The sequence below is a fragment of the Rhizobium sp. TAL182 genome, from assembly GCF_002117725.1.
GTDB classification, from domain to species: Bacteria; Pseudomonadota; Alphaproteobacteria; order Rhizobiales; family Rhizobiaceae; genus Rhizobium; species Rhizobium esperanzae.
Genome location: NZ_CP021024.1, coordinates 4,042,928 through 4,063,747, shown reverse-complemented (window position 1 = coordinate 4,063,747; position 20,820 = coordinate 4,042,928). Strand labels below are relative to the sequence as shown.

Sequence of the window (20,820 nt, the reverse complement as noted above, 5' to 3'; positions counted from 1 at the left end):
TTAGACAGGAAAACGGTTTAATTTTCAGATGCTTAATTGGACGTGCGCAGATCCTCGGCACAAGGCCGAGGATGACGTCGCGGGTTGCAGTGCTTTGTCAGCAGCCTAGGAGGCAGCTTGCCGGCCGGTTCACGTCGAGGCCTTCTCCACAGCCTGTTTTCGTTAAGCTTTCGTTATCCCTGTTTTTCACAGGAATACAGCGATTTCAAACCTGCCGTAACGCAATGCACAAACCATCCGTTGACGTGAATTTGGATTCGCGTACTATATCTAGTGTTCGAGGTTCCCTCGATTCGTGAGGATCGAGGGCTAAGACGGGAATACGGTGCGTTGCGCCATCATGGCGCGGCGATGCCGGAGCTGCCCCCGCAACTGTAAGCGGCGAGCAACTGCCCAATTTCAGGTCACTGAGGCATGATGCCTTGGGAAGGCTGGAGCAGAGTGCTTTGACCCGCGAGCCAGGAGACCTGCCTTGAACGAAACGTCCACGGGCGGGGTGTACGGAAGGTCGCGTGATCGAATGCGGAATGATCCGCGCCTGTTGCGCTGCCCCGAACGTCCGCATGAGCACTTCGGGGTTTGAAGTCATGTCGAGAACATCAAGGCCGTCGCCCGCGCACATCCTGCGAGGGATGATATCAGGCGTTTAAAGCGCCAACCTTGCCACATCATTATCAAGCATTGTCCCGGACGCCGTACGGCGCCCGATCCAGCCCTGCGTCCTGAATCCATTGACATCACGAGGAACATGATGAGCGTTACCGTTTACAGCAAGCCGGCCTGCGTCCAATGCACTGCCACCTACCGCGCCCTCGACCGCCTGGGCGTGGACTATGAAATCGTCGATATTTCCCAGGATGCCGAAGCGCTCGATCGTGTGCGCGGCATGGGCTACATGCAGGTTCCGGTCGTGGTTGCCGGCAGCCAGCATTGGGCGGGTTTCCGACCCGACATGATCAGCGCGCTTTCCTGAGCTGAGAAAAGCGATGGGGCTGATCGTCTATTATTCCAGCCGATCCGGAAATACCCATCGTTTCGTCGAGAAGCTGGGGCTGCGCGCGGCGCGCATTCCCCTTGGCGCTGAGGACATCCATATCCGCGAACCTTATGTGCTGATCTTGCCTACCTATTGCGGCGACGGCGGCCCCGGGATCGTAAAGGGAGCCGTGCCCAAGCCGGTGATCCGCTTCCTCAACGATGCGGAAAACCGCTCCAACATCCGCGGCGTGATTGCCGCGGGCAACAGCAATTTCGGCGAGACCTACGGGCTAGCCGGCGATGTCATCTCGAAGAAGTGCCAGGTGCCGTATCTCTACAGGTTCGAGCTTCTGGGAACGGCCGAGGATGTCGCCAATGTCAAAGACGGGATGGGACGATTTTGGACACGGGAACAAATCTGACGCGGGATGCGGGCGCAAAACCGCTGAAGGCGGCTGAAACGCTCGATTATCACGCGCTGAACGCGATGCTGAACCTCTATGACGATGACGGCAAGATCCAACTCGACAAGGATCGCATGGCGGCCAGGCAATATTTCCTGCAGCATGTGAACCAGAACACCGTGTTTTTTCACAATCTTCGAGAAAAGCTCGATTACCTCGTCACTGAGGGCTATTACGAGCAGGAGGTGCTCGACCAATATTCCTTCAATTTTGTCCGCGACCTTTTCGATCAGGCCTATGCCAGGAAATTCCGTTTTCCCACTTTCCTCGGCGCTTTCAAATATTACACCAGCTACACGCTGAAGACCTTCGACGGAAAACGTTATCTCGAGCGCTACGAAGACCGCATCTGCATGGTGGCGCTGACTTTGGCGCGGGGCGACGAGGCCCTTGCCCGCGACATGGTCGACGAGATCATATCCGGCCGTTTCCAGCCGGCGACGCCGACCTTTCTCAATGCCGGCAAGAAGCAGCGCGGCGAACTGGTCTCCTGTTTCCTGTTGCGCGTCGAAGACAATATGGAATCGATCGGCCGGTCGATCAATTCGGCGCTGCAATTGTCGAAGCGCGGTGGCGGCGTGGCTTTGTCGCTGACGAACATACGGGAGGCCGGTGCGCCGATCAAGCAGATCGAGAACCAGTCCTCCGGCATCATCCCGGTGATGAAGCTGCTCGAAGACAGCTTCTCCTATGCCAACCAGCTCGGTGCGCGCCAGGGGGCGGGCGCGGTTTATCTCAACGCCCATCATCCCGACATCATTCGCTTTCTCGACACCAAGCGCGAAAATGCCGACGAGAAAATCCGCATCAAGACACTGTCGCTCGGCGTCGTCGTGCCCGACATCACCTTCGAACTCGCCAGGAACAATGAGGACATGTACCTATTCTCGCCCTACGACGTGGAACGCGTCTATGGTGTGCCCTTCACCGAGATTTCGGTGACGGAAAAGTACCGGGAGATGGTGACGGACGCCCGTATTTCGAAGAAGAAGATCAAGGCGCGCGAATTCTTCCAGGTGATCGCCGAAATCCAGTTCGAAAGCGGTTATCCCTACATCATGTTCGAGGACACGGTGAATCGGGCGAACCCGGTGGCCGGGCGCATCTCCATGAGCAATCTCTGCTCGGAGATCCTGCAGGTGAGCGAGGCGAGCCAATATAACGATGATCTCTCCTATAGGGATCTCGGCAAGGATATTTCCTGCAATCTCGGTTCGCTGAACATTGCGGCGGCGATGGATTCAGCCGATTTCGGCAAGACGATCGAGACCTCGATCCGGGCGCTGACGGCGGTCTCCGACATGAGTCATATCTCCTCGGTTCCGTCGATCGAGAAGGGCAATGACGAGAGCCATGCGATCGGGCTCGGCCAGATGAACCTGCACGGCTACCTCGCCCGCGAACGCATCTATTACGGCTCCGAGGAAGGCGTCGACTTCACCAATATCTATTTTTATACGGTGACCTATCACGCTATCCGAGCCTCGAATCTGCTGGCGGTCGAGCGCGGCGCCCGCTTCACGGGTTTCGAGAATTCGAAATACGCCTCGGGCGAATATTTCGACAAATATACCGAGCAGGAATGGAAGCCGGCGACCGAGAAGGTGCAGTCAATTTTCGACGACGCCGGCATACATATTCCGACGAGGGAAGACTGGGTGGCGCTGAAAAAGGCGGTGATGGCCTCCGGCCTCTATAATCAGAACCTGCAGGCGGTGCCGCCGACGGGATCGATCTCCTACATCAATCACTCGACCTCCTCCATCCATCCGATCGTCTCGAAGATCGAGATCCGCAAGGAAGGCAAGATAGGCCGGGTCTATTATCCGGCGCCGTTCATGACCAACGACAATCTCGATTATTACCAGGACGCCTACGAGATCGGGCCGGAGAAGATCATCGACACCTACGCGGCGGCGACCCAGCACGTCGACCAGGGTCTGTCGCTGACCTTGTTCTTCCGCGATACGGCAACGACGCGCGACATCAACAAGGCGCAGATCTACGCCTGGAAGAAGGGCATCAAGACGATCTACTACATCCGCCTTCGCCAGATGGCGCTTTCGGGTACGGAAGTGCAGGGGTGTGTGTCGTGCACGTTGTGATTTGATTTCGCTTCTGAGGATTTGCCCCTCACTCTAACCCTCTCCCCGTAAAAACGGGGAGAGGGGACGTGCCAAACGCAGTGTCGAGGATTGACGAAGCCGATGCGGCATATCCTTCGCCCCGCAGGCAGGGAGAAGGTGCCGGCAGGCGGATGAGGGGCAAATCCGGACACATTCCTCAAGAGGGACCACAATGAACATGCAACTGAAGCCAGCCTCCCGCGTGCGCGCCATCAATTGGAACCGCATCGAGGACGACAAGGATCTCGAAGTCTGGAACCGGCTGACCGGCAATTTCTGGCTGCCGGAGAAAGTGCCGCTGTCGAACGACATTCCTTCCTGGGCGACGCTGACGGCGGCCGAGCAGCAGCTGACCATCCGGGTCTTCACCGGTTTGACCCTGCTCGACACGATCCAGAACGGCGTCGGCTCCATCAGGCTGATGGAGGATGCGGCGACACCGCATGAGGAGGCAGTGCTATCCAATGTCTCCTTCATGGAGGCGGTGCATGCGCGCTCCTATTCCTCAATCTTCTCGACGCTGTGCTCGACGCCCGATGTCGACGATGCCTATCGCTGGTCGGAAGAGAACGAATTCCTGCAGCGCAAATCGGCGCTGATCATCGAGCAGTATCGCTCCGGCGATCCCCTGAAGAAGAAGGTCGCCAGTGTCTTCCTCGAAAGCTTCCTGTTCTATTCCGGCTTCTACCTGCCGATGTACTGGTCGAGCCGCGCCAAGCTCACCAATACGGCCGACATGATCCGGCTGATCATCCGGGACGAGGCGGTGCACGGTTATTATATCGGCTACAAGTTCCAGCGCGGCCTTGAAACGCTCTCCGAAGAGCGCCGGCTGGAGATCAAGGATTTCGCTTTCGACCTCTTGCTCGAACTCTACGACAACGAGGCGCGATATACCGAAGCGCTCTATGACGGCGTCGGGCTGAGCGAAGACGTCAAGAAGTTCCTGCATTACAACGCCAACAAGGCGTTGATGAACCTCGGCTACGAGGCGCTGTTCCCGGCCGAAGCCTGCAAGGTCAATCCGGCGATCCTTTCGGCATTGTCGCCGAATGCCGACGAGAACCACGACTTTTTCTCCGGCTCCGGGTCCTCCTATGTCATCGGCAAGGCAGTGGCCACCGAGGATGAAGACTGGGATTTTTGAGACTTGATCGCAGTTTCCCCTTATCATTTGCCTGCCTGTCGACCACATACAGCGGAAATCGGATCCGGCTTTTGCCGGTGACGCGGCGTAACGGGAGTTTTTGATGTCGTCTTTTCCAAGCAAGGTCGGGAGTGCCGTTGAGGCGGAGGAGGGTGTCTGGCCGATCCGCAGGAGACGGATTCTCGACTGGCTGGTGAACGAGACGCGCGGCGAGCGCTTCATCGACAATATCCTGGTCGAGATGTGCGGCAAGCTGCTTTCGGCAGGGGTGCCGGTGACGCGGGCGACGCTGCATTTCCGCACGAACCATCCGCAATGGATCGGCGCCCGCATCCTGTGGAAGGAAGGTCTGGCGGAGGCCAAGATCGACACATTCGCCTATGGCATCGAAAACACGCCGGAGTTTCTGAACAGTCCGATCAATGCGATCCATCAGGGTGCCGAGGAGCTGCGCAAACGGCTGGAAGGCGCAGCCGACGGCGACCTGGATTCATTCTATCAGGAACTGCATGACGACGGCCTGACCGAATATATCGCTTGGCCGATCGAACACACCTTCGGCAAACGGCATGTCGTGACATTTTCCACCTGCCGGCCGGGCGGTTTTGCGAGCGAACATGTCGATTTCCTGCGCGATCTCCTGCCGGCCCTGACCCTCGTCAGCGAAATCAGGCTGAAGAACATCATGGCGCGCACGCTGCTGCAGACCTATGTCGGTCCGCATGCGAGCGAGCAGATCCTGTCGGGTGTCACGACCCGCGGCAGCGGCGCGACCGTCGGCGCGGCCATCATGATCTGCGACCTGCGCGATTTCACGGCGATCTCGGATCTCTGGCCGCGCGACGACGTTATCCATCTTCTGAATGATTATTTCGATGCCATGTCGGACCCGATCGAACGGCATGGCGGGGAAATCCTGAAGTTCATGGGAGACGGGCTGCTGGCGATCTTCCCATTGGCCAAGGAAACGGCCTGCCTCGATCTGCTGGAGGCGATCCGCGAGGGGCAGGCGTCGATGGCCAAGCTGAACGAGGAGCACCTGCGCACGGGACGCGAACCGCTACGCTACGGCGTCGGTGTGCATGTCGGCGACGTCATGTATGGCAATATTGGCTCTCGCCGACGGCTGGATTTCACCGTCATCGGCCCGGCGGTCAATGTCGCCTCGCGGCTGGAAAGCCTGACCAAGGAGGTCAAGCGTCCGGTACTCTTGTCGCGGGCTTTCGTCGAAATGGCAGGCTGCGCGAAAGACATGGACAGTCTCGGCACCTTCCCGTTGCGCGGGCTCGGAGAGCCTGTCGATGTCTTTGCTTTCCCGGAGCGGTAGAGCATGTCGCGCAAAAGTGCGCAGCGGTTTTACGACAACGAACTGCGTAAAAACAAAGACCTAAAGCGTGGAGCGAATCTGAAAGAGATCGCGACACGCTTCAGGCGGGCTCAGACGCCGCGCTTGTTTCCCCACAGCAGCACGTGCAGTTGCGGCAGCACGCGTGGCGCAAACCATCCGTCGGCCGTCACCTTCTCGACAAGCCAATGCATGCGATCCATCACGCCGTCGATATCGATGCGCGCGTCGTCGTCTTCGGGTGGGGGCGGCGTGTGATTGCCCGGCTGAAGGTACAAGGGAATATAGGGGTAGCGCTGGCCCACCTCTCGGGCGAAAGCATAATCGGGATCATCGAAGACGACGACTTTCAGCACGATCTCCGGCCCGCCGGCTGAAAGCCGTAGACAGTCGTCGATTTCCCCCCACTCGGTTTGCATTCCGCTCGACGGCGGCTTGGGACTCAAGACCAGGACATCGAGATCGCGAAACCAGTTCCGCGCCACACTTCCCTGCGTTTCCAGCGCGAAGCGGTATCCCTTGGCATGACCGAGTTCGATCAGCGGCCCCAGGGGCTGGATCGCCGGATTGCCTCCGGAAAGGGAAACCGTCAGCGGTCTGCTTCCGGAAAGTCTTGTGACCTCCTGCCAGATCGCCTCGACGGACATCGGTATCCATTGATCCCGGAACACGCTATCGACTGCATGAAGGCTATCGCACCAGGAGCAGCGGTAATCGCAGCCGCCCGTCCTGACGAATACCGTCGGCAGCCCGATCAATGCGCCTTCGCCCTGTATGGTCGGGCCGAAGATCTCGCTGACGCGGATGGTCTCCGCGCTCATGGCCGGTACTCCGCCCAGGTTTTCGGCGTTTCGCTGACGCGGACGGACGAAGTCTCGGGAAAGCGCTGCTTGCACCAGTCGTAGAAATGCCTGGCCAGGAACTCGGAGGTGACTTTCGAATGACCGAACACGTCGTTCAGATGCCGATGATCGAGGGTCTCGTCGATATAGCGCTTGAGCGGCGAGAGGTCGTGATAGTCACGCACGAAGCCATCGTCATTCAGGGTTTCTGCAGAAAGCTCGACTATGACGACATAGTTGTGGCCATGGAGCCGGGCACATTGATGATCGGCCGGCAGGTGGTCCAGCTGATGCGAAGCGGACAGGTGAAACTCCTTGGTGATGCGGTACATCAACGCACCTCCGCGGCTGAATATTGCGACACCGCCGCTTTCCAGAAATCCCCGTCTTCGTATTCCGTCGGATCGGAAATGCCGGCGAGATGGAAAGCCTCGCGGCGTTCGACGCAGGTGCCGCAGCGTCCGCAATGAAGCCTGCCGCCCTTGTAGCAGGACCATGTTTCCGCAAACGGTGTCCCATGTTTCGCGCCGTCGGCCACGATCGCCGCTTTGGGAACGTCGACATAGGGTGCAAGCAGTCTGACGCTGGCATAACCGTCCAGCGCTTCGTCCTGCATGTGCTGGAAAGCATCGATAAAGCCCGGCCGGCAGTCGGGATAGATGAAGTGGTCGCCACCGTGCACGGCGACGGCGACCGCATCCGCCTTTTGCGCGGCCGCCAGGCCGAAGGCGATCGCCAGCATGATGGCGTTGCGGTTGGGCACCACGGTGGCCTTCATGGTTTCCTCGGCGTAATGGCCGTCCGGAACGTCGACATTGTCGGTCAGGGCCGATCCGCTGAGATGGCCGCCGATGGCGGCGATGTCGATGATATGATGGGGGACGGCAAGGCGCGCGGCGCATTTGGCGGCGAAGTCGAGTTCCTTGCGATGCCGCTGGCCGTAATCGAAGGAGACGAGACCGATAAGCTGCTCTTCCGCTGCCATTCTGTGGGCAAGCGAAACGGAGTCGAGTCCGCCGGAGCAGACGACGATAGTTTTCATATTTTGGATTCCCTTGTTTTGACCGGGTGGGCTGCGACCGGATTACACGGTGCTTTTAAGTCAAATCACGCGCCATGAAAACAGTTTTAATATGACCGCCCTTCGATCCGGCGGGCTAACCGATCGGAAAGTTGATCTGCGGCGACAGCAGGAGGTGCAGATCCTCGGCGTCGGGGTTGTTAATGCGCTGCAGCAGTATGCGGCCGAGATCCTCTCCCGCCGCCGTCAGGTCCTCATGGATCGTGTCGACCTTAGGCTGCAATTGGGTGAGAAGGCGGGATGTCTCCTTGGCGACGATATCATAGTCGGCGGCGAGTGTGCGGCCGGCATCGCTCATGCCGCTGATGACGGCAAGCGCCGAAACTTCGCCGGGGCAAACGAAACCATCGGGAGCCCCCGGGGCGGCGGCGCGGCTGCGGATGAAGTCGCGCAACACATCCGCCGGAGTGTCGAGATCGACGATCTCGGGGATTTCGTATGCGATGCCGGCCTCGCGCACCGCCGTCATGAAACCGTGCAGGATATGCTGGCAGAAGGTCAGCCGCTTCGGCGGCAGGATCACCGCCACTTTTGTGCGGCCCTTCGCGATCAGCCGGCGGGTGGCTTCATAGGCAAAGGTGAAATTGTCGTAGTCGACATAGGGATGCGGTGTCGAAAATTCGGTGCGGCCGTGACAGATGAAGGGAAAGCCGGCTTCGAGCAGCAGGCGGACGCGGGCATCGAGCGGCTCGGTCCGCGTGAAGATCAGCCCGTCGGCAAGGTGGTTGCGGATGATGTATTCGGCAGCTTCGGCGTTGGTCGTCGACAGGAAGTTCGGGGCGACGACAAGATGGTAGGGCGTCTCTTTCAGCGCCTTGGCGATGCCGTACATGATCGAGGTGGTGAAGCCGACCACCTCCTCGTGTGGATCGAGCAAGATGGCGACGACGTTGGTGCGGCCGGTCTTCAGACGCTGGGCGGCACGATCCGGGAGATAGCCGATCTCGCGGGCAATGCGGTGCACGCGCTGGCGGGTTTCAAGAGAGATCTGCGGCGCATCGGAGAGCGCCCTCGACACGGTTGTCACCGCAAGGCCGGCGATCGTGGCGATCGTTCGCAAGGTCGGCTTGCCGCGCTTGTGCATGATATCGAGATTTTCGCCGCGATGCGGCCGGGACGGTTCGGTCACTCTAGGCTTTCCATGCTGGAATTGCCGATACAATAACACGATGACTCGGGCGAGCAATCTGGGAATGAAAACGTTTTAAATTTTAACGCTTTATTATCCAATTGGATTATTTTAATGTAATTCAATAGGTTATGGGAGTAATCATATTTTTCTCGAGAGTCGAGAAAGGGCTTGACGTCCAAAGGCTTATAACGTTTTAAATTGTTAACCGCGCGGAGGAGCGCGGTTTCATGCCGACCGCTGCAATGGCGGGATGCATCTGGTGGCGGGGAGGATCCTGCCGCCGATTTCAAACGGGAGGAAATTCATGCGCAAATTCATGAGCTCGGCAGCGGTTGCTGTCGTGATGCTGGCTGGTTTGGGTGCGGCGCAGGCTGCCGACGTCAAGGAAGTGCAGATGCTGCACTGGTGGACGTCTGGCGGCGAAGCGGCGGCTTTGAACGTCCTAAAGGAGGATCTGGCGAAGGAAGGCTTTGCCTGGAAGGACGTGCCGGTTGCCGGCGGCGGCGGTGATGCGGCGATGACGGCGCTGAAGGCGATGGTGGCGGCGGGTACTTATCCGACGGCCTCGCAGATGCTGGGCTACACCGTGCTCGATTATGCCCAGGCTGGCGTCATGGGCGACCTGACCGAGACGGCGAAGAAGGAAGGCTGGGACAAGTCGGTGCCGGCAGCACTGCAGAAGTTCTCCGTCTATGACGGCAAGTGGGTCGCAGCCCCGGTCAACGTCCATTCGGTCAACTGGCTGTGGATCAACAAGGCTGTCATGGACAAGATCGGCGGCAGCCAGCCGAAGAGCTTCGACGATCTGATCGCGCTGCTCGACAAGGCCAAGGCCGCAGGCGTCATCCCCTTGGCGCTCGGCGGCCAGAACTGGCAGGAAGCGACGATGTTTGATTCCATCGTGCTGTCGACCGGCGGGCCGGAGTTCTACAAGAAGGCGTTCAACGACCTCGACGAGGCGTCGCTGAAGTCGGAGACGATGAAGAAGTCCTTCGACAACCTGGCGAAGATCGTCAAATATGTCGATCCGAACTTCTCCGGCCGCGACTGGAACCTGGCGACCGCCATGGTCATCAAGGGTGACGCACTGGTGCAGGTGATGGGCGACTGGGCCAAGGGCGAATTCGTTGCCGCCAAGAAGACCCCGGACAAGGACTTCCTCTGCTACCGCTTCCCCGGCACCGAAGGCAGCGTCATCTACAACTCCGACATGTTCGGCATGTTCAACGTTCCTGAAGACCGCAAGGCGGCGCAGGTGGCGCTGGCAACGGCAACGCTGTCGAAGAGCTTCCAGTCGGCCTTCAACGTCGTCAAGGGTTCGGTGCCGGCCCGCACCGACGTTCCCGACACCGACTTCGACGCCTGCGGCAAGAAGGGCATCGCCGACCTGAAGGCCGCCAATGAGGGCGGCACGCTGTTCGGCTCGCTGGCCCAGGGCTACGGCGCGCCTCCGGCGATCGCCAATGCCTATAAGGACGTCGTCTCGAAGTTCGTCCACGGCCAGATCAAGAGCTCCGACGAAGCCGTCACCCAGCTCGTCCAGGCGATCGACGACGCCCGCTAAGGGTCGTCGATGACAATGCTTCCCCGCTTGTCTCGCGGGGAAGCTTCAGGCTCCGCAGCGATAAATGCCGAGCGATCCTGCGGGAAGGGAGATGATATCCATGAGCACAGTTGCCACCACCGATCCGGTTCTGACGCCGCGGCAAGCGACGCGGGTCTCGCTGCGGGGCCGGCTGCAGGATGCGCTGCCGAAGATCGTGCTGGCGCCGAGCTTCGTCATCACGCTGATCTTCGTCTACGGCTTCATCGTCTGGACGGCCTATCTGTCCTTCACCAATTCCAAGACCTTTCCGTCTTATGCGCTGACCGGCGCACGCGCCTATCAGCGGCTGTGGCGCTGGACCTTCGAGAACGATCCGCCGTCCTCCTGGTATACCTCGATCACCAACATGGCGATCTTCGGCTTCCTCTATGTCGGCATCTGCTTAGGCCTCGGCCTGCTGCTCGCCATCCTGCTCGACCAGAAGATCCGCGGTGAGGGGTTGCTCAGGCCGATCTTCCTCTATCCGATGGCGCTCTCCTTCATCGTCACCGGGGTGGCCTGGAAGTGGTTCCTCGATCCCGGCCTCGGGCTCGAACAGACGCTGCATCACTTCGGCTGGACGAGCTTCCACTTCGACTGGATCAAGAACAAGGACTTCGTCATCTATACCGTCGTCATCGCCGGTGTCTGGCAGGCCTCGGGCTTCGTCATGGCGATGTTTCTGGCGGGCTTACGCGGCATCGACGGCGAGATCATGAAGGCGGCGCAGATCGACGGCGCCTCGCCCTTCCAGCTTTATCGGCGCATCGTCATTCCGCTGCTGCGGCCGATCTTTCTGTCGGCCTTCATCGTGCTCGCCCATATGGCGATCAAGTCCTACGACCTTGTGGTGGCGCTGACCTCGGGTGGGCCGGGTGGCTCGGCCTGGCTGCCGTCCAACTTCATGTATGAATATACCTTCAAGCGCAACGAGATGGCCGTCGGCTCGGCCAGCGCCATCATCATGCTGATGACGATCTCGGCCATCATCGTTCCCTATCTCTATTCCGAACTGAAGGAGAAGGCGCGATGAGCAGCCTCACCTCTTCCATCGGCACGTCGGCCGCAATGCTTTCGCAGAGCGGCGATAGCAGGACTAACAGCGCCCGCTGGATCGGCCGACTGGTCATCTACGGCCTGCTGGTCATCTTCGCCATCCTCTACCTGATGCCGCTCTTCGTCATGCTGACGACTTCGTTCAAGACCATGGACGAGATCCAGGGCGGCAACATGCTGGCGCTGCCTGAGGCCCCGACCTTCGATCCCTGGGTCAAAGCCTGGGGCGAGGCCTGCGTCGGGCTGACCTGCGCCGGCATCAAGGGCTACTTCTGGAACTCGATCAAGATGGTGGTGCCGGCCGTGGCCATCTCCACCATCATGGGGGCATTGAACGGTTATATCCTGACCAAATGGCGCTTCCCCGGCCATACGCTGGTGTTCGGGCTGATGCTGTTTGCCTGTTTCATCCCGTTCCAGTCGGTACTGCTGCCGATGGCGACGATCCTCGGCTCGCTCGGCCGCTTCGGCGTCACCCTGCAGAACGCCACCGGCTGGAACTTCGGCTTCGGCAATTCGACCGTCAATCTGGTCTTCGTCCATGTCGTCTACGGCCTCGGCTTCACCACGCTGTTCTTCCGCAATTTCTACGAGGCCTTTCCGACCGAGCTGGTGCGCGCCGCCCAGGTCGACGGCGCCAGCTTCTTCCAGATCTTCCGCCGCATCATGCTGCCGAACTCGCTGCCGATCATCGTCGTCACCGTCATCTACCAGTTCACCAATATCTGGAACGACTTCCTGTTTGCTTCCGCCTATGCCGGCACCGGTGACTCCATGCCGATGACGGTGGCGCTCAACAATGTCGTCAACACCTCGACCGGGGTGGTCGAATACAATGTCAACATGGCCGCGGCGATGATCGCGGCCGTTCCGACGCTCATCGTCTATATCCTCGCCGGCCGCTACTTCGTGCGCGGTCTGATGGCGGGCGCAGTCAAAGGGTAAGTCATGGCCTTCCTGGAAATCTCCGGTCTCAGAAAGCGCTTCGGCGCCGTCGACATCCTCAAGGGCATCGACATCGAACTCGAAAAGGGCGGCTTCCTGGTGCTGGTCGGCCCGTCCGGCTGCGGCAAGTCGACCCTGCTCAACACCATTGCCGGGCTGGAGACGATCACCTCGGGCGAGATCAGGATCGACGGCCGGGCGATCAACGGCCTGCATCCTTCCAAGCGCGACATCGCCATGGTGTTCCAGTCCTATGCGCTCTATCCGAATATGACGGTGGCGGGCAATATCGCCTTCGGCATGGAGATCCGCGGCGTGCCGAAGGAGGAGCGGGCCAAGGCGATCAAACAGGTCTCCGACATGCTGCAGATCGGCCATCTGCTCGACCGCAAGCCGAGCCAGCTCTCCGGCGGGCAGCGCCAGCGCGTCGCCATGGGCCGGGCCTTGGTGCGCAATCCGCAGGTCTTCCTGTTCGACGAGCCGCTGTCGAACCTCGATGCCAAGCTGCGCGTCGACATGCGCACCGAGATCAAGCGGCTGCACCAGCGCATGGGCACCACCTTCGTCTATGTCACCCATGACCAGATCGAGGCGATGACGCTGGCGACCAAGATCGCCGTGCTGAAGGACGGGGTGCTGCAGCAGTTCGGCACGCCGGCCGAGATCTATAACAGCCCCGCCAATCTCTTCGTCGCCGACTTCATGGGCTCGCCGGCGATGAACCTGCTCAACGCCACCGTCGAGAACGGTGCGGCCGGGCTGGCCGTCTCGCTCGAGCGGCCGAACGGCGCGCCGCTCAGGCTGCCGGTCGTCTCCGGCAATCACGGCCTGTCCGCCTATGCCGGCAAGCCGGTGATCTTCGGCATCCGCCCCGAAGCCTTGACCGATCCCGACGGCGCCGACCGCAAGGCGCGCTCGCTGACCGAGGACGATTGCCTGATCGAGGTGGTCGAACCGGCCGGCTCCGACACCTTCGCCGTCACCAAACTCGGCGGCAAATCCGTTGTCGCCCGCCTGCGCGCCGATGCTGGCATCGCTCCGGGCCAGAACACCCGCCTCGCCTTCAATCTCGACAAGGCGGTGTTCTTCGATCCGGAAACACAGGCCAGGATTTCGTAAGTGGCGCGCCGCGCGTCTGATAACACGCGGCGCTCTATGCTCTCAGAAAATCGATTTCGATTTTCGGGCTATGCGTTAGGCGACGGCGGTTACGTTGAGGGTCACTGGCGCGAAGCGTTGGGAGACCGCTTCGACGGTAATTTCTCCCACGAGCCCCGTCGCTTCCAGCCAGAAGCCTGATGTGCCGCCCTGCAGCGGCACATTCGTCGGGCCGACGATCCTTGCGGGTCCATGCACCTTCAGCGAAATGCTGTCGTTCATGAAAGGCAGGCGCTGGCCGCACTGGTCGAGGGCGCGGATGATGACGCGGGTGCTGTCGCGTTCGCGAGTCTTCAGTGTCGAGCTGTCGGCGACCATTTCCAATGTCGTCGGCAAGGGATCGGCTGCCAGCTTCAGGCTGGCCACCGCTTCGCCGGCGATATAGCCGGTGAGGGTGCCGTCGATCCATTCCAGGCCCCAGGTGCCGAGCTCATCGGCGGTGAAGTGCCGGTGATCGAGCACAACAGGCGGATGCGGCAGATGCGGATAATTTTCGCGGTCCGGGCCGACGCGCTTGCTGAGAGCGCCATATTGCAGCTCCACCTCGTCACAATTGGTCAGGATGATCAGCGGCAGCACGCCGCCGATATTGCGCTCGCCGCGCGCCCAGAAGGTCGCCGGCTTCATGACGATCTCATCGGAAGGATCGCACTGGCTGATATAGGCATAGGCCGCGAATTTCGGTTCGCGGAACATGTCCATGACGCCGTGATAGCAGATGCGGTCGCCGGAGCCGAAATCCTTGTGGGTGTTGTAATCGAACATGCACCAGCCGATGGCGCCTGAAATATCCGGATCGCCGTAGGCGGCGTTCAGCACTTCCAGGTGACGGCGCACATGCTCGGCCTGGCGCTGCTCCTGATCGTAGATCTTCGTCGGGTGCATATGGCCGTTGAACTCGGTGATGAGGTACGGCACCTTGCGGGATAGGCCGGTGTTTTCCTGCTGGCCGCGAAGGACCGTGCGCGGTCGGTTGGCGCCCGGCAGCTCCTCGTTGCCGAGGATGAAATCGTTCATCGTGTAGACGTCTTCAAGCAGCTCGCTGTCCGTGATGTAACGTACGCCGCCGGTCTGGCGGGTGCTGTCGAGTTCGCGGGCCAGCCGGTTGGTCTCGACGTAGAAATCGTGACTGTCCTGGGATTCGTTGATGCGCACGCCCCAGATGATGATCGACGGATGATTCCAGTCCCGCTCGATCATGCGGCGGACGTTTTCGATCGATTCCTTCTGCCAGTCGGCATCGCCGATATGCTGCCAGCCGGGAATCTCCTCGAAGACCAGCAAGCCGATCGCATCGCAACGGTCGAGGAACCATTTCGACTGCGGATAATGCGAGGTGCGGACGATATTGCACTTCAGCACGCTCTTCATGATGTCGGCGTCGCGCTCCTGGGCGGACCGGCCGGCGGCATAACCCACATAGGGGAAGGCTTGGTGGCGATTGAGGCCGCGCAGTTTCAGCGGCTTGCCGTTCAACAGGAAACCTTGCGTCGTGAATTCGGCGGTGCGGAAGCCGAACCGGGTGGAGAGGCGGTCGGAGCCGTGCTCGGTCCTGACTTCGACGGTAATCTCATAGAGCGTCGGGTCGGTGATGTCCCAGAGCGCGATGCCGGTGAGGCCGCCGAAGGAAAGCGTCGTGCGGTCGCCGATCGTTTCGGTCGCTGCGGTGGCGATCACCGTGCCGTCGGCCTGTTTCAGCGCGGCGGTGACGGTCGCCGAGAAGCTGCGGCCCTCGGGGTTGGCGAGATCGACGCGGATGCTTGCCGACTTATGAGGAGCGAGAACGTCAGCCGTTTCGATCTTGAGATTACGGATCGAAACCGGGTCGGTGACCTTCAGCCAGACGTCGCGGTAGATGCCGGCATAGGTCAGATAATCGATGCGGCCGCCGAAGGGCGGGATCTCAGGGTTTTCGCTGCCGTCGATCTTGACGGTCACGAGATTCTCGCCTTTGAGGAGCTTGCCGGTGAGGCGGGCCTCGAAGGGTGTATAGCCGTCCTTATGGGCGATGATCTCTTCGCCGTTCAGGTAAACGACGCTGTCGGCCATGGCCGCGTCGAAGACGAGGGAAACCTCGCGACCCTCGAATTCCGGCAGCCAGCGCAGCACCTTCTGATAGGTGAAGGCGCGCTGATAGCTCTTCTCATCGAAATAGTTGAAGGGCAGTTCGACAGCGGTGTGGGGCAGGCTGACCGACTTGGCGGCATCGAAGCTTTCGAGCAGGCGCTGGCCGAAGCCCTCGTGGAAACTCCAGCCCTCGTTGAAGGAAACGACGGAACGCATCTCAGGCTCTCCCGGTCGTGGCGTCAGGAGCCGTGCGGCGCCCCTTGGTGCGTGGAAATCGGATCATCGGGTACTCCTCGTTGATGCAATGAGGTGCGAGCGCTCCAGCGCGTCACATCAAATCTGATTCATGCGACGCGCTTTAGCTTTTTTCGGGCAGGTCGTCATCCGGAACCGCTGCCGCCCCTTGCAGATGACGCGCCGTGCAACACCGTCCTGTCCGGCGATGGCGATATCGTCAGGCGTGTCTGTCGAGCGCACGGCGCCCTGTGCTTCCGAAGGTTACGGATATTGTGCGCCGTTCGTCTTAGTATAGATCGAATAGACCGAACGGGTCGCGGTGATGAAGAGCCGGTTCTTCTTCGGGCCGCCGAAGGTGAGATTGGACACTGTCTGCGGCACTTTGATCTTGCCGAGCAACGTGCCGTCGGGTGAGAAGCAATGCACACCATCACCCGCGCTCGTCCAGAGATTGCCGCTGACATCGAAACGAAAGCCGTCGGGATGGCCGGCATCGAGGCTGCAGAAATAACGGCTGTTGGCAAGCTTTCTGCCGTCGACGACATCGAAAACTCTGACATGGCAAGGCACTTCGTGTTTGCCCGAACCGGAATCGGCAATGTAGAGTTTCGTTTCATCAGGTGAGAAGGCAAGGCCGTTCGGCTGGATGAAATCCTCGACGACGGCGTCGATTGCGCCGCTTGCGGGGTCGATCCGGTAGACGTTGCGCGTCGGCTGCTCGGGCTCGGCCTTATGGCCCTCATAGTCCGAGAGGATGCCGTAGGTCGGGTCAGTGAACCAGATCCCGCCGTCCGAATGGACGACAACGTCGTTCGGCGAGTTCAGCCTTTTGCCGTGGTAGCTTTCGGCGAGAACGGTGATGCTGCCGTCGAGTTCCGTGCGGGTGACGCGGCGGCCGCCATGTTCGCAGGAGACCAACCGGCCCTGCCGGTCGCGCGTATTGCCGTTGACATAGTTCGAGGGCGAGCGGAAGACGGAGACCGTTCCATCCGGCGTCCAGCGCATCATGCGTTCGTTCGGGATATCGCTCCAGAGAAGGCAGTTCAGGTCGGAAAACCAGACCGGGCCCTCTGTCCAGCGGCAGCCGGAATAAAGCTCCTCGAGGGCGGCGGTGCCGACAACCAAAGCGGCGAAACGTTCATCGCGGATCTCATAAAGCGGATTGTCAGCCACGCCAGTTCCTCCCTCAATGCTATCGACCTTCTCCTAACGATAAATCCTCCCAGGTACCAGAGCCCGGCAACGAGAAATGTAAGCTCGGCTTTCTCAGAGAGCGGCGACCGGATGCGGCGAGCCGTCGTAAGCCCCCCAGATCGATTGGTCGAAGCAGATGACGGAGCCGGTCATCAGGCCGGATTCCGCCGATGACAGGTAGGCGCAGGCGCGCGCCACCTCGTGCGGATCGACGAGCCGGCCGAAGGGCTGGTTCGCCGCCGCCTTCTCCAGCCAGTCGGCAGGTGCATCGTGATATTCGCGCTGGATGCGATCCTCGCCTTCGGAGGCCATCCAGCCGATGTTCAGGCCGTTGACGCGGATGCGGTTGCGCAGCAGCGCATAGGCGGTGTTCTTTGTCAGGGTTTCCAGCGCCCCCTTGGAAGCGCAGTAGGCTGCGATGAATGGCTGGCCGGCTTTGGCCGACATCGAGCCGATATTGACGATGGTGCCTTCGATCTTTTCGCGGCGCATGACCTTCACCGTTTCCTGCATCAGGAAAAACGGTGCGCGCACATTGATGGCGAACATGGCGTCGAAGAGTTCGGGGCTGGTGTCGAGGATCGTGCCTCGATCGGTAATGGCGGCGGCATTGACCAGGGCGTCGACACGACCAAAGGTCTGGTCGCAGACGTGCACGACGTGGCTCGCATCCTCGACTTTGGCGAGGTCAGCCTTGACATAGACGACCTTCACGCCGGTCGCAGCCGAAATCTCTGCCGCCTTCGCCTTGCCCTTGGCTTCGTTGCGGCCGCAGATGACGATGCCTTCCGCGCCGCGTTCGGCGAAGAGACGGGCGATGGTTGCGCCCAATCCTTGCGTGCCGCCGGTGACGATGGCGATCTTGCCGTCGAGGCGTCCGTGATCTTTGCTCATGTGGTTGCTCCTTGGTGATGATGTGCGAATGGCCTCCCGCGCGTGCGGGAGGCTCGTATGTCGGTGCCGTGTGGCCCCCTCATCCGCCTGCCGGCACCTTCTCCCCGGTGGGGAGAAGAGACAGGTGGCGGCGCCTCGATTCTCCCTTCTCCCCTCGGGGAGAAGGTGCCCGTAGGGCGGATGAGGGGGCTCCGATTTCCAAAGTCAACTCAATTTCCTTTGCGCCTGCTCGGCAAGCGCTGCCTTAAAAGTCTCGTCGCTCCAGCCCTCCCTGAGTGCCTCGTGCATCAGTTGTGCCTGCGTTTTCGGCGCCAGTCCGCCGAGCGGCGGGTCGCGGTCGAGATTGGTGGGGAAGGAATAACCTTCGGCGCAGGCGGCGACGGCGTTGGCGATTTCGTCGGGCGAGAGCCGGTCTTGCAACGCCTTCAGGGCGGGAAAGAGTCTGGCGCTCATTCTCTCTCGGTTGACGGTCTCCATGGCTCGTCCGAAGGCGGAGGAGACCTGCAGGAGGTTGGCGACACGCTTGATGTCGGCCGAGCGGTTGGTCCCGGCGGCGTGGAAGAGGGCGGGATTGAAGAAGACGACGTCGCCCTTTTCGAGCGGCAGTTGGACGTGGTTGGCCTCGAAATAATCCCGGAACTCCTGGCGCTTGAGCGAGAGATAACCCGGTACATAGGTCTGGCTGTGCGGCAGGAAGAGTGTAGGACCGCTTTCGAGCGGCATCTCGCAATGGGCGACCGCGCCCTGCAGCGTCAGAACCGGAGAGAGACGGTGCACATGTGCCGGAAATTGCTCGATGACCGCAGACGACTGGAAGCCGAGATGGTAGTCGCGATGGGCTGACTGCGCCGCACCGCCCGGATTGACGCGGTTGACCTGCGCCGTCATCTGGTAGCTCGGTCCGAGCCAGGCCTCGCTTGCCAGCGCGATAATGGCGTTGCCGTAATATTCGGCGAAATTTTCCGGATCGGCGAGGCAGTGTTTTTCCAGCGAATTCCAGATGCGGTCGTTGGCGCCGGGCTTGGCGAAGTGATCGCCGCCGCCCGTCGAGGTGCGGTGCTGTTCCTCGATGATGGCCTCGAAAATCGCGCTGGCGCGGTCGATGATGCCGGTGTTTTGGTATGCGTGTTTGAAAACGACGACACCCGGGCCTTCGCCGAAGGCTTCGCAGATTTCGGCCAGCACGAGGCGTTTGCCTTCGCCGGCTGCCGCCGCCGTTACCTTGCGGCTGTCGTAGATCAGCACGTTCTTCTCGACTGCGGAAGCTGTCGGGTAATCGGCGAGGGCGGTCGTCTTTTGCGCAAGGCGGCGAAAATCGTCGAGGTCGCAGGCGTCTTCGCTGAGCCAGACACGGTCGGCGCGCAGCTTCTGCGGATTGTCGGTCTTCATATTGGGCTCCTCCCGTTTTCCAATGGCGGCACTATACGCCGGGCTGCAGGATGATATAGATCAGGAATCCATCAAAAAACCATCAGACGGATTTCCATGGCCCATCCCTTTCTCGTCAAGGACATCGCCTTCCAGGCGGGACTGAGCACTGCCACGGTCGACCGGGTGCTGAACGGCAGACCGGGTGTGCGCCAGCAGACGCAGTTGCGGGTGAACGCGGCGATCGCGGAGCTGGAGAAGCAGCAGACGGGGGCGACGAGCGGCGGGCGCATATTGGCGATCGATATCGTTATGGAGACGCCTCAGCGTTTCAGCGATGCGGTGCGCACCGCCTTCGAGTCGGAGATGGCGACCTTCCTGCCTGGCGTCTTCCGCTGCCGCTTCCACTTCGCCGAAGTGATGAAGCCGGCCGAGCTGGCGCAGCTTCTCGATCGCATCCGGCTACGCGGCACTGATGGCATCGTGCTCAAGGCGCCTGATGTCGCCGAGATCGCTGCCGCCGTCGCGCGGGCGGATGTGGCCGGCATTCCGGTGGTGACGCTGGTGACCGATTTGCCGAATTCGCTTCGCATCGCCTATGCGGGCGCCGACAACCGGGCGGCGGGAGAGACCGCCGCCTATCTGATCGGCGAATTCCTCGGCCGTGACGGCGGCAAAGTACTGGTGACACTGTCGAGCGGGCGGTTCCGCGGCGAGGAGGAGCGTGAAATCGGTTTTCGTCGCATCATCCGCAGCCGTTATCCGGATATCGGCATCACCGAAATCAGCGAAGGGCACGGCAGCGACAGGGCGACGGGAACACTTGCGGCGGCAGCGCTGGCGACCGATTCCGCCATCAATGCCGTTTATTCGATCGGCGGTGGCAATCGCGCGGTGCTGGCGGCCTTCGATGCCGTCCACCGTCCCGTCCGCGTCTTCGTCGCCCATGATCTCGATGCCGATAACCGCGCCCTGCTTGCCGCAGGCCGGATCGGCTTCGTGCTGCATCACGATCTCAGAACCGACGCCCGCTCGGCCTTCAGGGCGATCATGAGCCGGGCACAAGCACCCGGGCGGATCGTTCCCGCTTCGCTTTCTTCCATCGAAATCGTCACGCCCCATAATATGCCTACGGGCGGTTGAACCAATTGACTTCCTTCCACGCTGAGTTCGCGCTACAGCTTGGGCAGAAGCGAAGGTG

Annotated in this window: 18 protein-coding genes and 1 riboswitch; of the genes, 10 read left to right on the top strand and 8 right to left on the bottom strand. The window is 60.7% G+C overall.

Going from position 1 to position 20,820, the window contains the following annotated elements:
• Positions 1-263 precede the first annotated feature (263 nt).
• Positions 264-490, top strand: a riboswitch (cobalamin riboswitch).
• 261 nt (positions 491-751) lie between these two features.
• The 5 genes from nrdH to Tal182_RS20200 all read left to right on the top strand — a co-directional run bounded on the left by nrdH (position 752) and on the right by Tal182_RS20200 (position 6,042).
• Positions 752-973 carry a glutaredoxin-like protein NrdH gene (gene nrdH, locus Tal182_RS20220; protein ID WP_085860551.1) on the top strand — a complete coding sequence of 74 codons (222 nt, stop codon included), beginning with the start codon at positions 752-754 and terminating at the stop codon, positions 971-973.
• 13 nt (positions 974-986) lie between these two features.
• Positions 987-1,400 carry a class Ib ribonucleoside-diphosphate reductase assembly flavoprotein NrdI gene (nrdI, locus tag Tal182_RS20215; RefSeq protein WP_064811425.1) on the top strand — a complete coding sequence of 138 codons (414 nt, stop codon included), beginning with the start codon at positions 987-989 and terminating at the stop codon, positions 1,398-1,400.
• Positions 1,379-3,547: a class 1b ribonucleoside-diphosphate reductase subunit alpha gene (nrdE, locus tag Tal182_RS20210; protein ID WP_085860550.1), complete on the top strand. Its 2,169-nt coding sequence runs from the start codon at positions 1,379-1,381 to the stop codon at positions 3,545-3,547. Before nrdI ends, nrdE begins: the two co-directional genes overlap by 22 nt.
• Positions 3,548-3,740: 193 nt before the next feature.
• Positions 3,741-4,715 carry a class 1b ribonucleoside-diphosphate reductase subunit beta gene (nrdF, locus tag Tal182_RS20205; RefSeq protein ID WP_085860549.1) on the top strand — a complete coding sequence of 325 codons (975 nt, stop codon included), beginning with the start codon at positions 3,741-3,743 and terminating at the stop codon, positions 4,713-4,715.
• Positions 4,716-4,818: 103 nt separating this feature from the next.
• On the top strand, positions 4,819-6,042 hold the full coding sequence (locus Tal182_RS20200; RefSeq protein ID WP_085860548.1) for an adenylate/guanylate cyclase domain-containing protein: 1,224 nt from the start codon (positions 4,819-4,821) through the stop codon (positions 6,040-6,042).
• A 110-nt stretch (positions 6,043-6,152) separates the two neighbouring features.
• Here Tal182_RS20200 and queE read toward each other — a convergent pair whose 3' ends face one another.
• The 4 genes from queE to Tal182_RS20180 form a co-directional block, all read right to left on the bottom strand.
• Complete coding sequence (gene queE / locus Tal182_RS20195; protein WP_085860547.1) at positions 6,153-6,881, bottom strand: 7-carboxy-7-deazaguanine synthase QueE; 729 nt, start codon at positions 6,879-6,881, stop codon at positions 6,153-6,155.
• On the bottom strand, positions 6,878-7,234 hold the full coding sequence (gene queD, locus Tal182_RS20190) for a 6-carboxytetrahydropterin synthase QueD (protein ID WP_064805162.1): 357 nt from the start codon (positions 7,232-7,234) through the stop codon (positions 6,878-6,880). The genes queE and queD overlap by 4 nt, the downstream gene beginning before the upstream one ends.
• Complete coding sequence (gene queC / locus Tal182_RS20185) at positions 7,234-7,944, bottom strand: 7-cyano-7-deazaguanine synthase QueC (RefSeq protein ID WP_085860546.1); 711 nt, start codon at positions 7,942-7,944, stop codon at positions 7,234-7,236. Before queC ends, queD begins: the two co-directional genes overlap by 1 nt.
• Before the next feature lie 115 nt (positions 7,945-8,059).
• The gene (locus tag Tal182_RS20180; RefSeq protein WP_085860545.1) at positions 8,060-9,112 is read right to left on the bottom strand and encodes a LacI family transcriptional regulator; all 1,053 of its coding nucleotides are present in this window, start codon (positions 9,110-9,112) and stop codon (positions 8,060-8,062) included.
• 307 nt (positions 9,113-9,419) lie between these two features.
• Here Tal182_RS20180 and Tal182_RS20175 point away from each other — a divergent pair, with 307 nt between their 5' ends.
• From Tal182_RS20175 to Tal182_RS20160, 4 genes are all read left to right on the top strand, one after another.
• On the top strand, positions 9,420-10,679 hold the full coding sequence (locus Tal182_RS20175; RefSeq protein WP_085860544.1) for an ABC transporter substrate-binding protein: 1,260 nt from the start codon (positions 9,420-9,422) through the stop codon (positions 10,677-10,679).
• Between the two features lie 100 nt (positions 10,680-10,779).
• On the top strand, positions 10,780-11,733 hold the full coding sequence (locus Tal182_RS20170; RefSeq protein ID WP_064810145.1) for a sugar ABC transporter permease: 954 nt from the start codon (positions 10,780-10,782) through the stop codon (positions 11,731-11,733).
• Entirely contained in the window at positions 11,730-12,701 is a 972-nt protein-coding gene (locus Tal182_RS20165) for a carbohydrate ABC transporter permease (RefSeq protein ID WP_085860543.1), read from the top strand. Before Tal182_RS20170 ends, Tal182_RS20165 begins: the two co-directional genes overlap by 4 nt.
• Before the next feature lie 3 nt (positions 12,702-12,704).
• Entirely contained in the window at positions 12,705-13,820 is a 1,116-nt protein-coding gene (locus Tal182_RS20160) for an ABC transporter ATP-binding protein (protein WP_085860542.1), read from the top strand.
• 75 nt (positions 13,821-13,895) lie between these two features.
• On the opposite strand, the gene Tal182_RS20155 is transcribed toward Tal182_RS20160, so the two are convergent.
• From Tal182_RS20155 to Tal182_RS20140, 4 genes are all read right to left on the bottom strand, one after another.
• Entirely contained in the window at positions 13,896-16,142 is a 2,247-nt protein-coding gene (locus Tal182_RS20155; protein ID WP_085860541.1) for a glycoside hydrolase family 2 TIM barrel-domain containing protein, read from the bottom strand.
• Between the two features lie 282 nt (positions 16,143-16,424).
• Positions 16,425-17,336: an SMP-30/gluconolactonase/LRE family protein gene (locus tag Tal182_RS20150; RefSeq protein WP_085860540.1), complete on the bottom strand. Its 912-nt coding sequence runs from the start codon at positions 17,334-17,336 to the stop codon at positions 16,425-16,427.
• 93 nt (positions 17,337-17,429) lie between these two features.
• Complete coding sequence (locus Tal182_RS20145) at positions 17,430-18,251, bottom strand: SDR family oxidoreductase (RefSeq protein ID WP_064805145.1); 822 nt, start codon at positions 18,249-18,251, stop codon at positions 17,430-17,432.
• A gap of 204 nt (positions 18,252-18,455) precedes the next feature.
• On the bottom strand, positions 18,456-19,640 hold the full coding sequence (locus Tal182_RS20140; RefSeq protein WP_085860539.1) for a phytanoyl-CoA dioxygenase family protein: 1,185 nt from the start codon (positions 19,638-19,640) through the stop codon (positions 18,456-18,458).
• Between the two features lie 96 nt (positions 19,641-19,736).
• Between Tal182_RS20140 and Tal182_RS20135 the strand changes: the two genes are divergently transcribed.
• Positions 19,737-20,762 carry a LacI family DNA-binding transcriptional regulator gene (locus Tal182_RS20135; RefSeq protein WP_085860538.1) on the top strand — a complete coding sequence of 342 codons (1,026 nt, stop codon included), beginning with the start codon at positions 19,737-19,739 and terminating at the stop codon, positions 20,760-20,762.
• Positions 20,763-20,820 lie beyond the last annotated feature (58 nt).

Coding starts and splice junctions, on each gene's coding strand:
- queE (WP_085860547.1), bottom strand. CDS start 6,881: ATGAGCGCGGAGACCATCCGCGTCAGCGAGATCTTCGGCCCGACCATA.
- Tal182_RS20155 (WP_085860541.1), bottom strand. CDS start 16,142: ATGCGTTCCGTCGTTTCCTTCAACGAGGGCTGGAGTTTCCACGAGGGC.
- nrdH (WP_085860551.1), top strand. CDS start 752: ATGAGCGTTACCGTTTACAGCAAGCCGGCCTGCGTCCAATGCACTGCC.
- Tal182_RS20140 (WP_085860539.1), bottom strand. CDS start 19,640: ATGAAGACCGACAATCCGCAGAAGCTGCGCGCCGACCGTGTCTGGCTC.
- nrdI (WP_064811425.1), top strand. CDS start 987: ATGGGGCTGATCGTCTATTATTCCAGCCGATCCGGAAATACCCATCGT.
- Tal182_RS20170 (WP_064810145.1), top strand. CDS start 10,780: ATGAGCACAGTTGCCACCACCGATCCGGTTCTGACGCCGCGGCAAGCG.
- queC (WP_085860546.1), bottom strand. CDS start 7,944: ATGAAAACTATCGTCGTCTGCTCCGGCGGACTCGACTCCGTTTCGCTT.
- Tal182_RS20135 (WP_085860538.1), top strand. CDS start 19,737: ATGGCCCATCCCTTTCTCGTCAAGGACATCGCCTTCCAGGCGGGACTG.
- Tal182_RS20160 (WP_085860542.1), top strand. CDS start 12,705: ATGGCCTTCCTGGAAATCTCCGGTCTCAGAAAGCGCTTCGGCGCCGTC.
- nrdF (WP_085860549.1), top strand. CDS start 3,741: ATGAACATGCAACTGAAGCCAGCCTCCCGCGTGCGCGCCATCAATTGG.
- Tal182_RS20175 (WP_085860544.1), top strand. CDS start 9,420: ATGCGCAAATTCATGAGCTCGGCAGCGGTTGCTGTCGTGATGCTGGCT.
- Tal182_RS20165 (WP_085860543.1), top strand. CDS start 11,730: ATGAGCAGCCTCACCTCTTCCATCGGCACGTCGGCCGCAATGCTTTCG.
- Tal182_RS20145 (WP_064805145.1), bottom strand. CDS start 18,251: ATGAGCAAAGATCACGGACGCCTCGACGGCAAGATCGCCATCGTCACC.
- queD (WP_064805162.1), bottom strand. CDS start 7,234: ATGTACCGCATCACCAAGGAGTTTCACCTGTCCGCTTCGCATCAGCTG.
- Tal182_RS20200 (WP_085860548.1), top strand. CDS start 4,819: ATGTCGTCTTTTCCAAGCAAGGTCGGGAGTGCCGTTGAGGCGGAGGAG.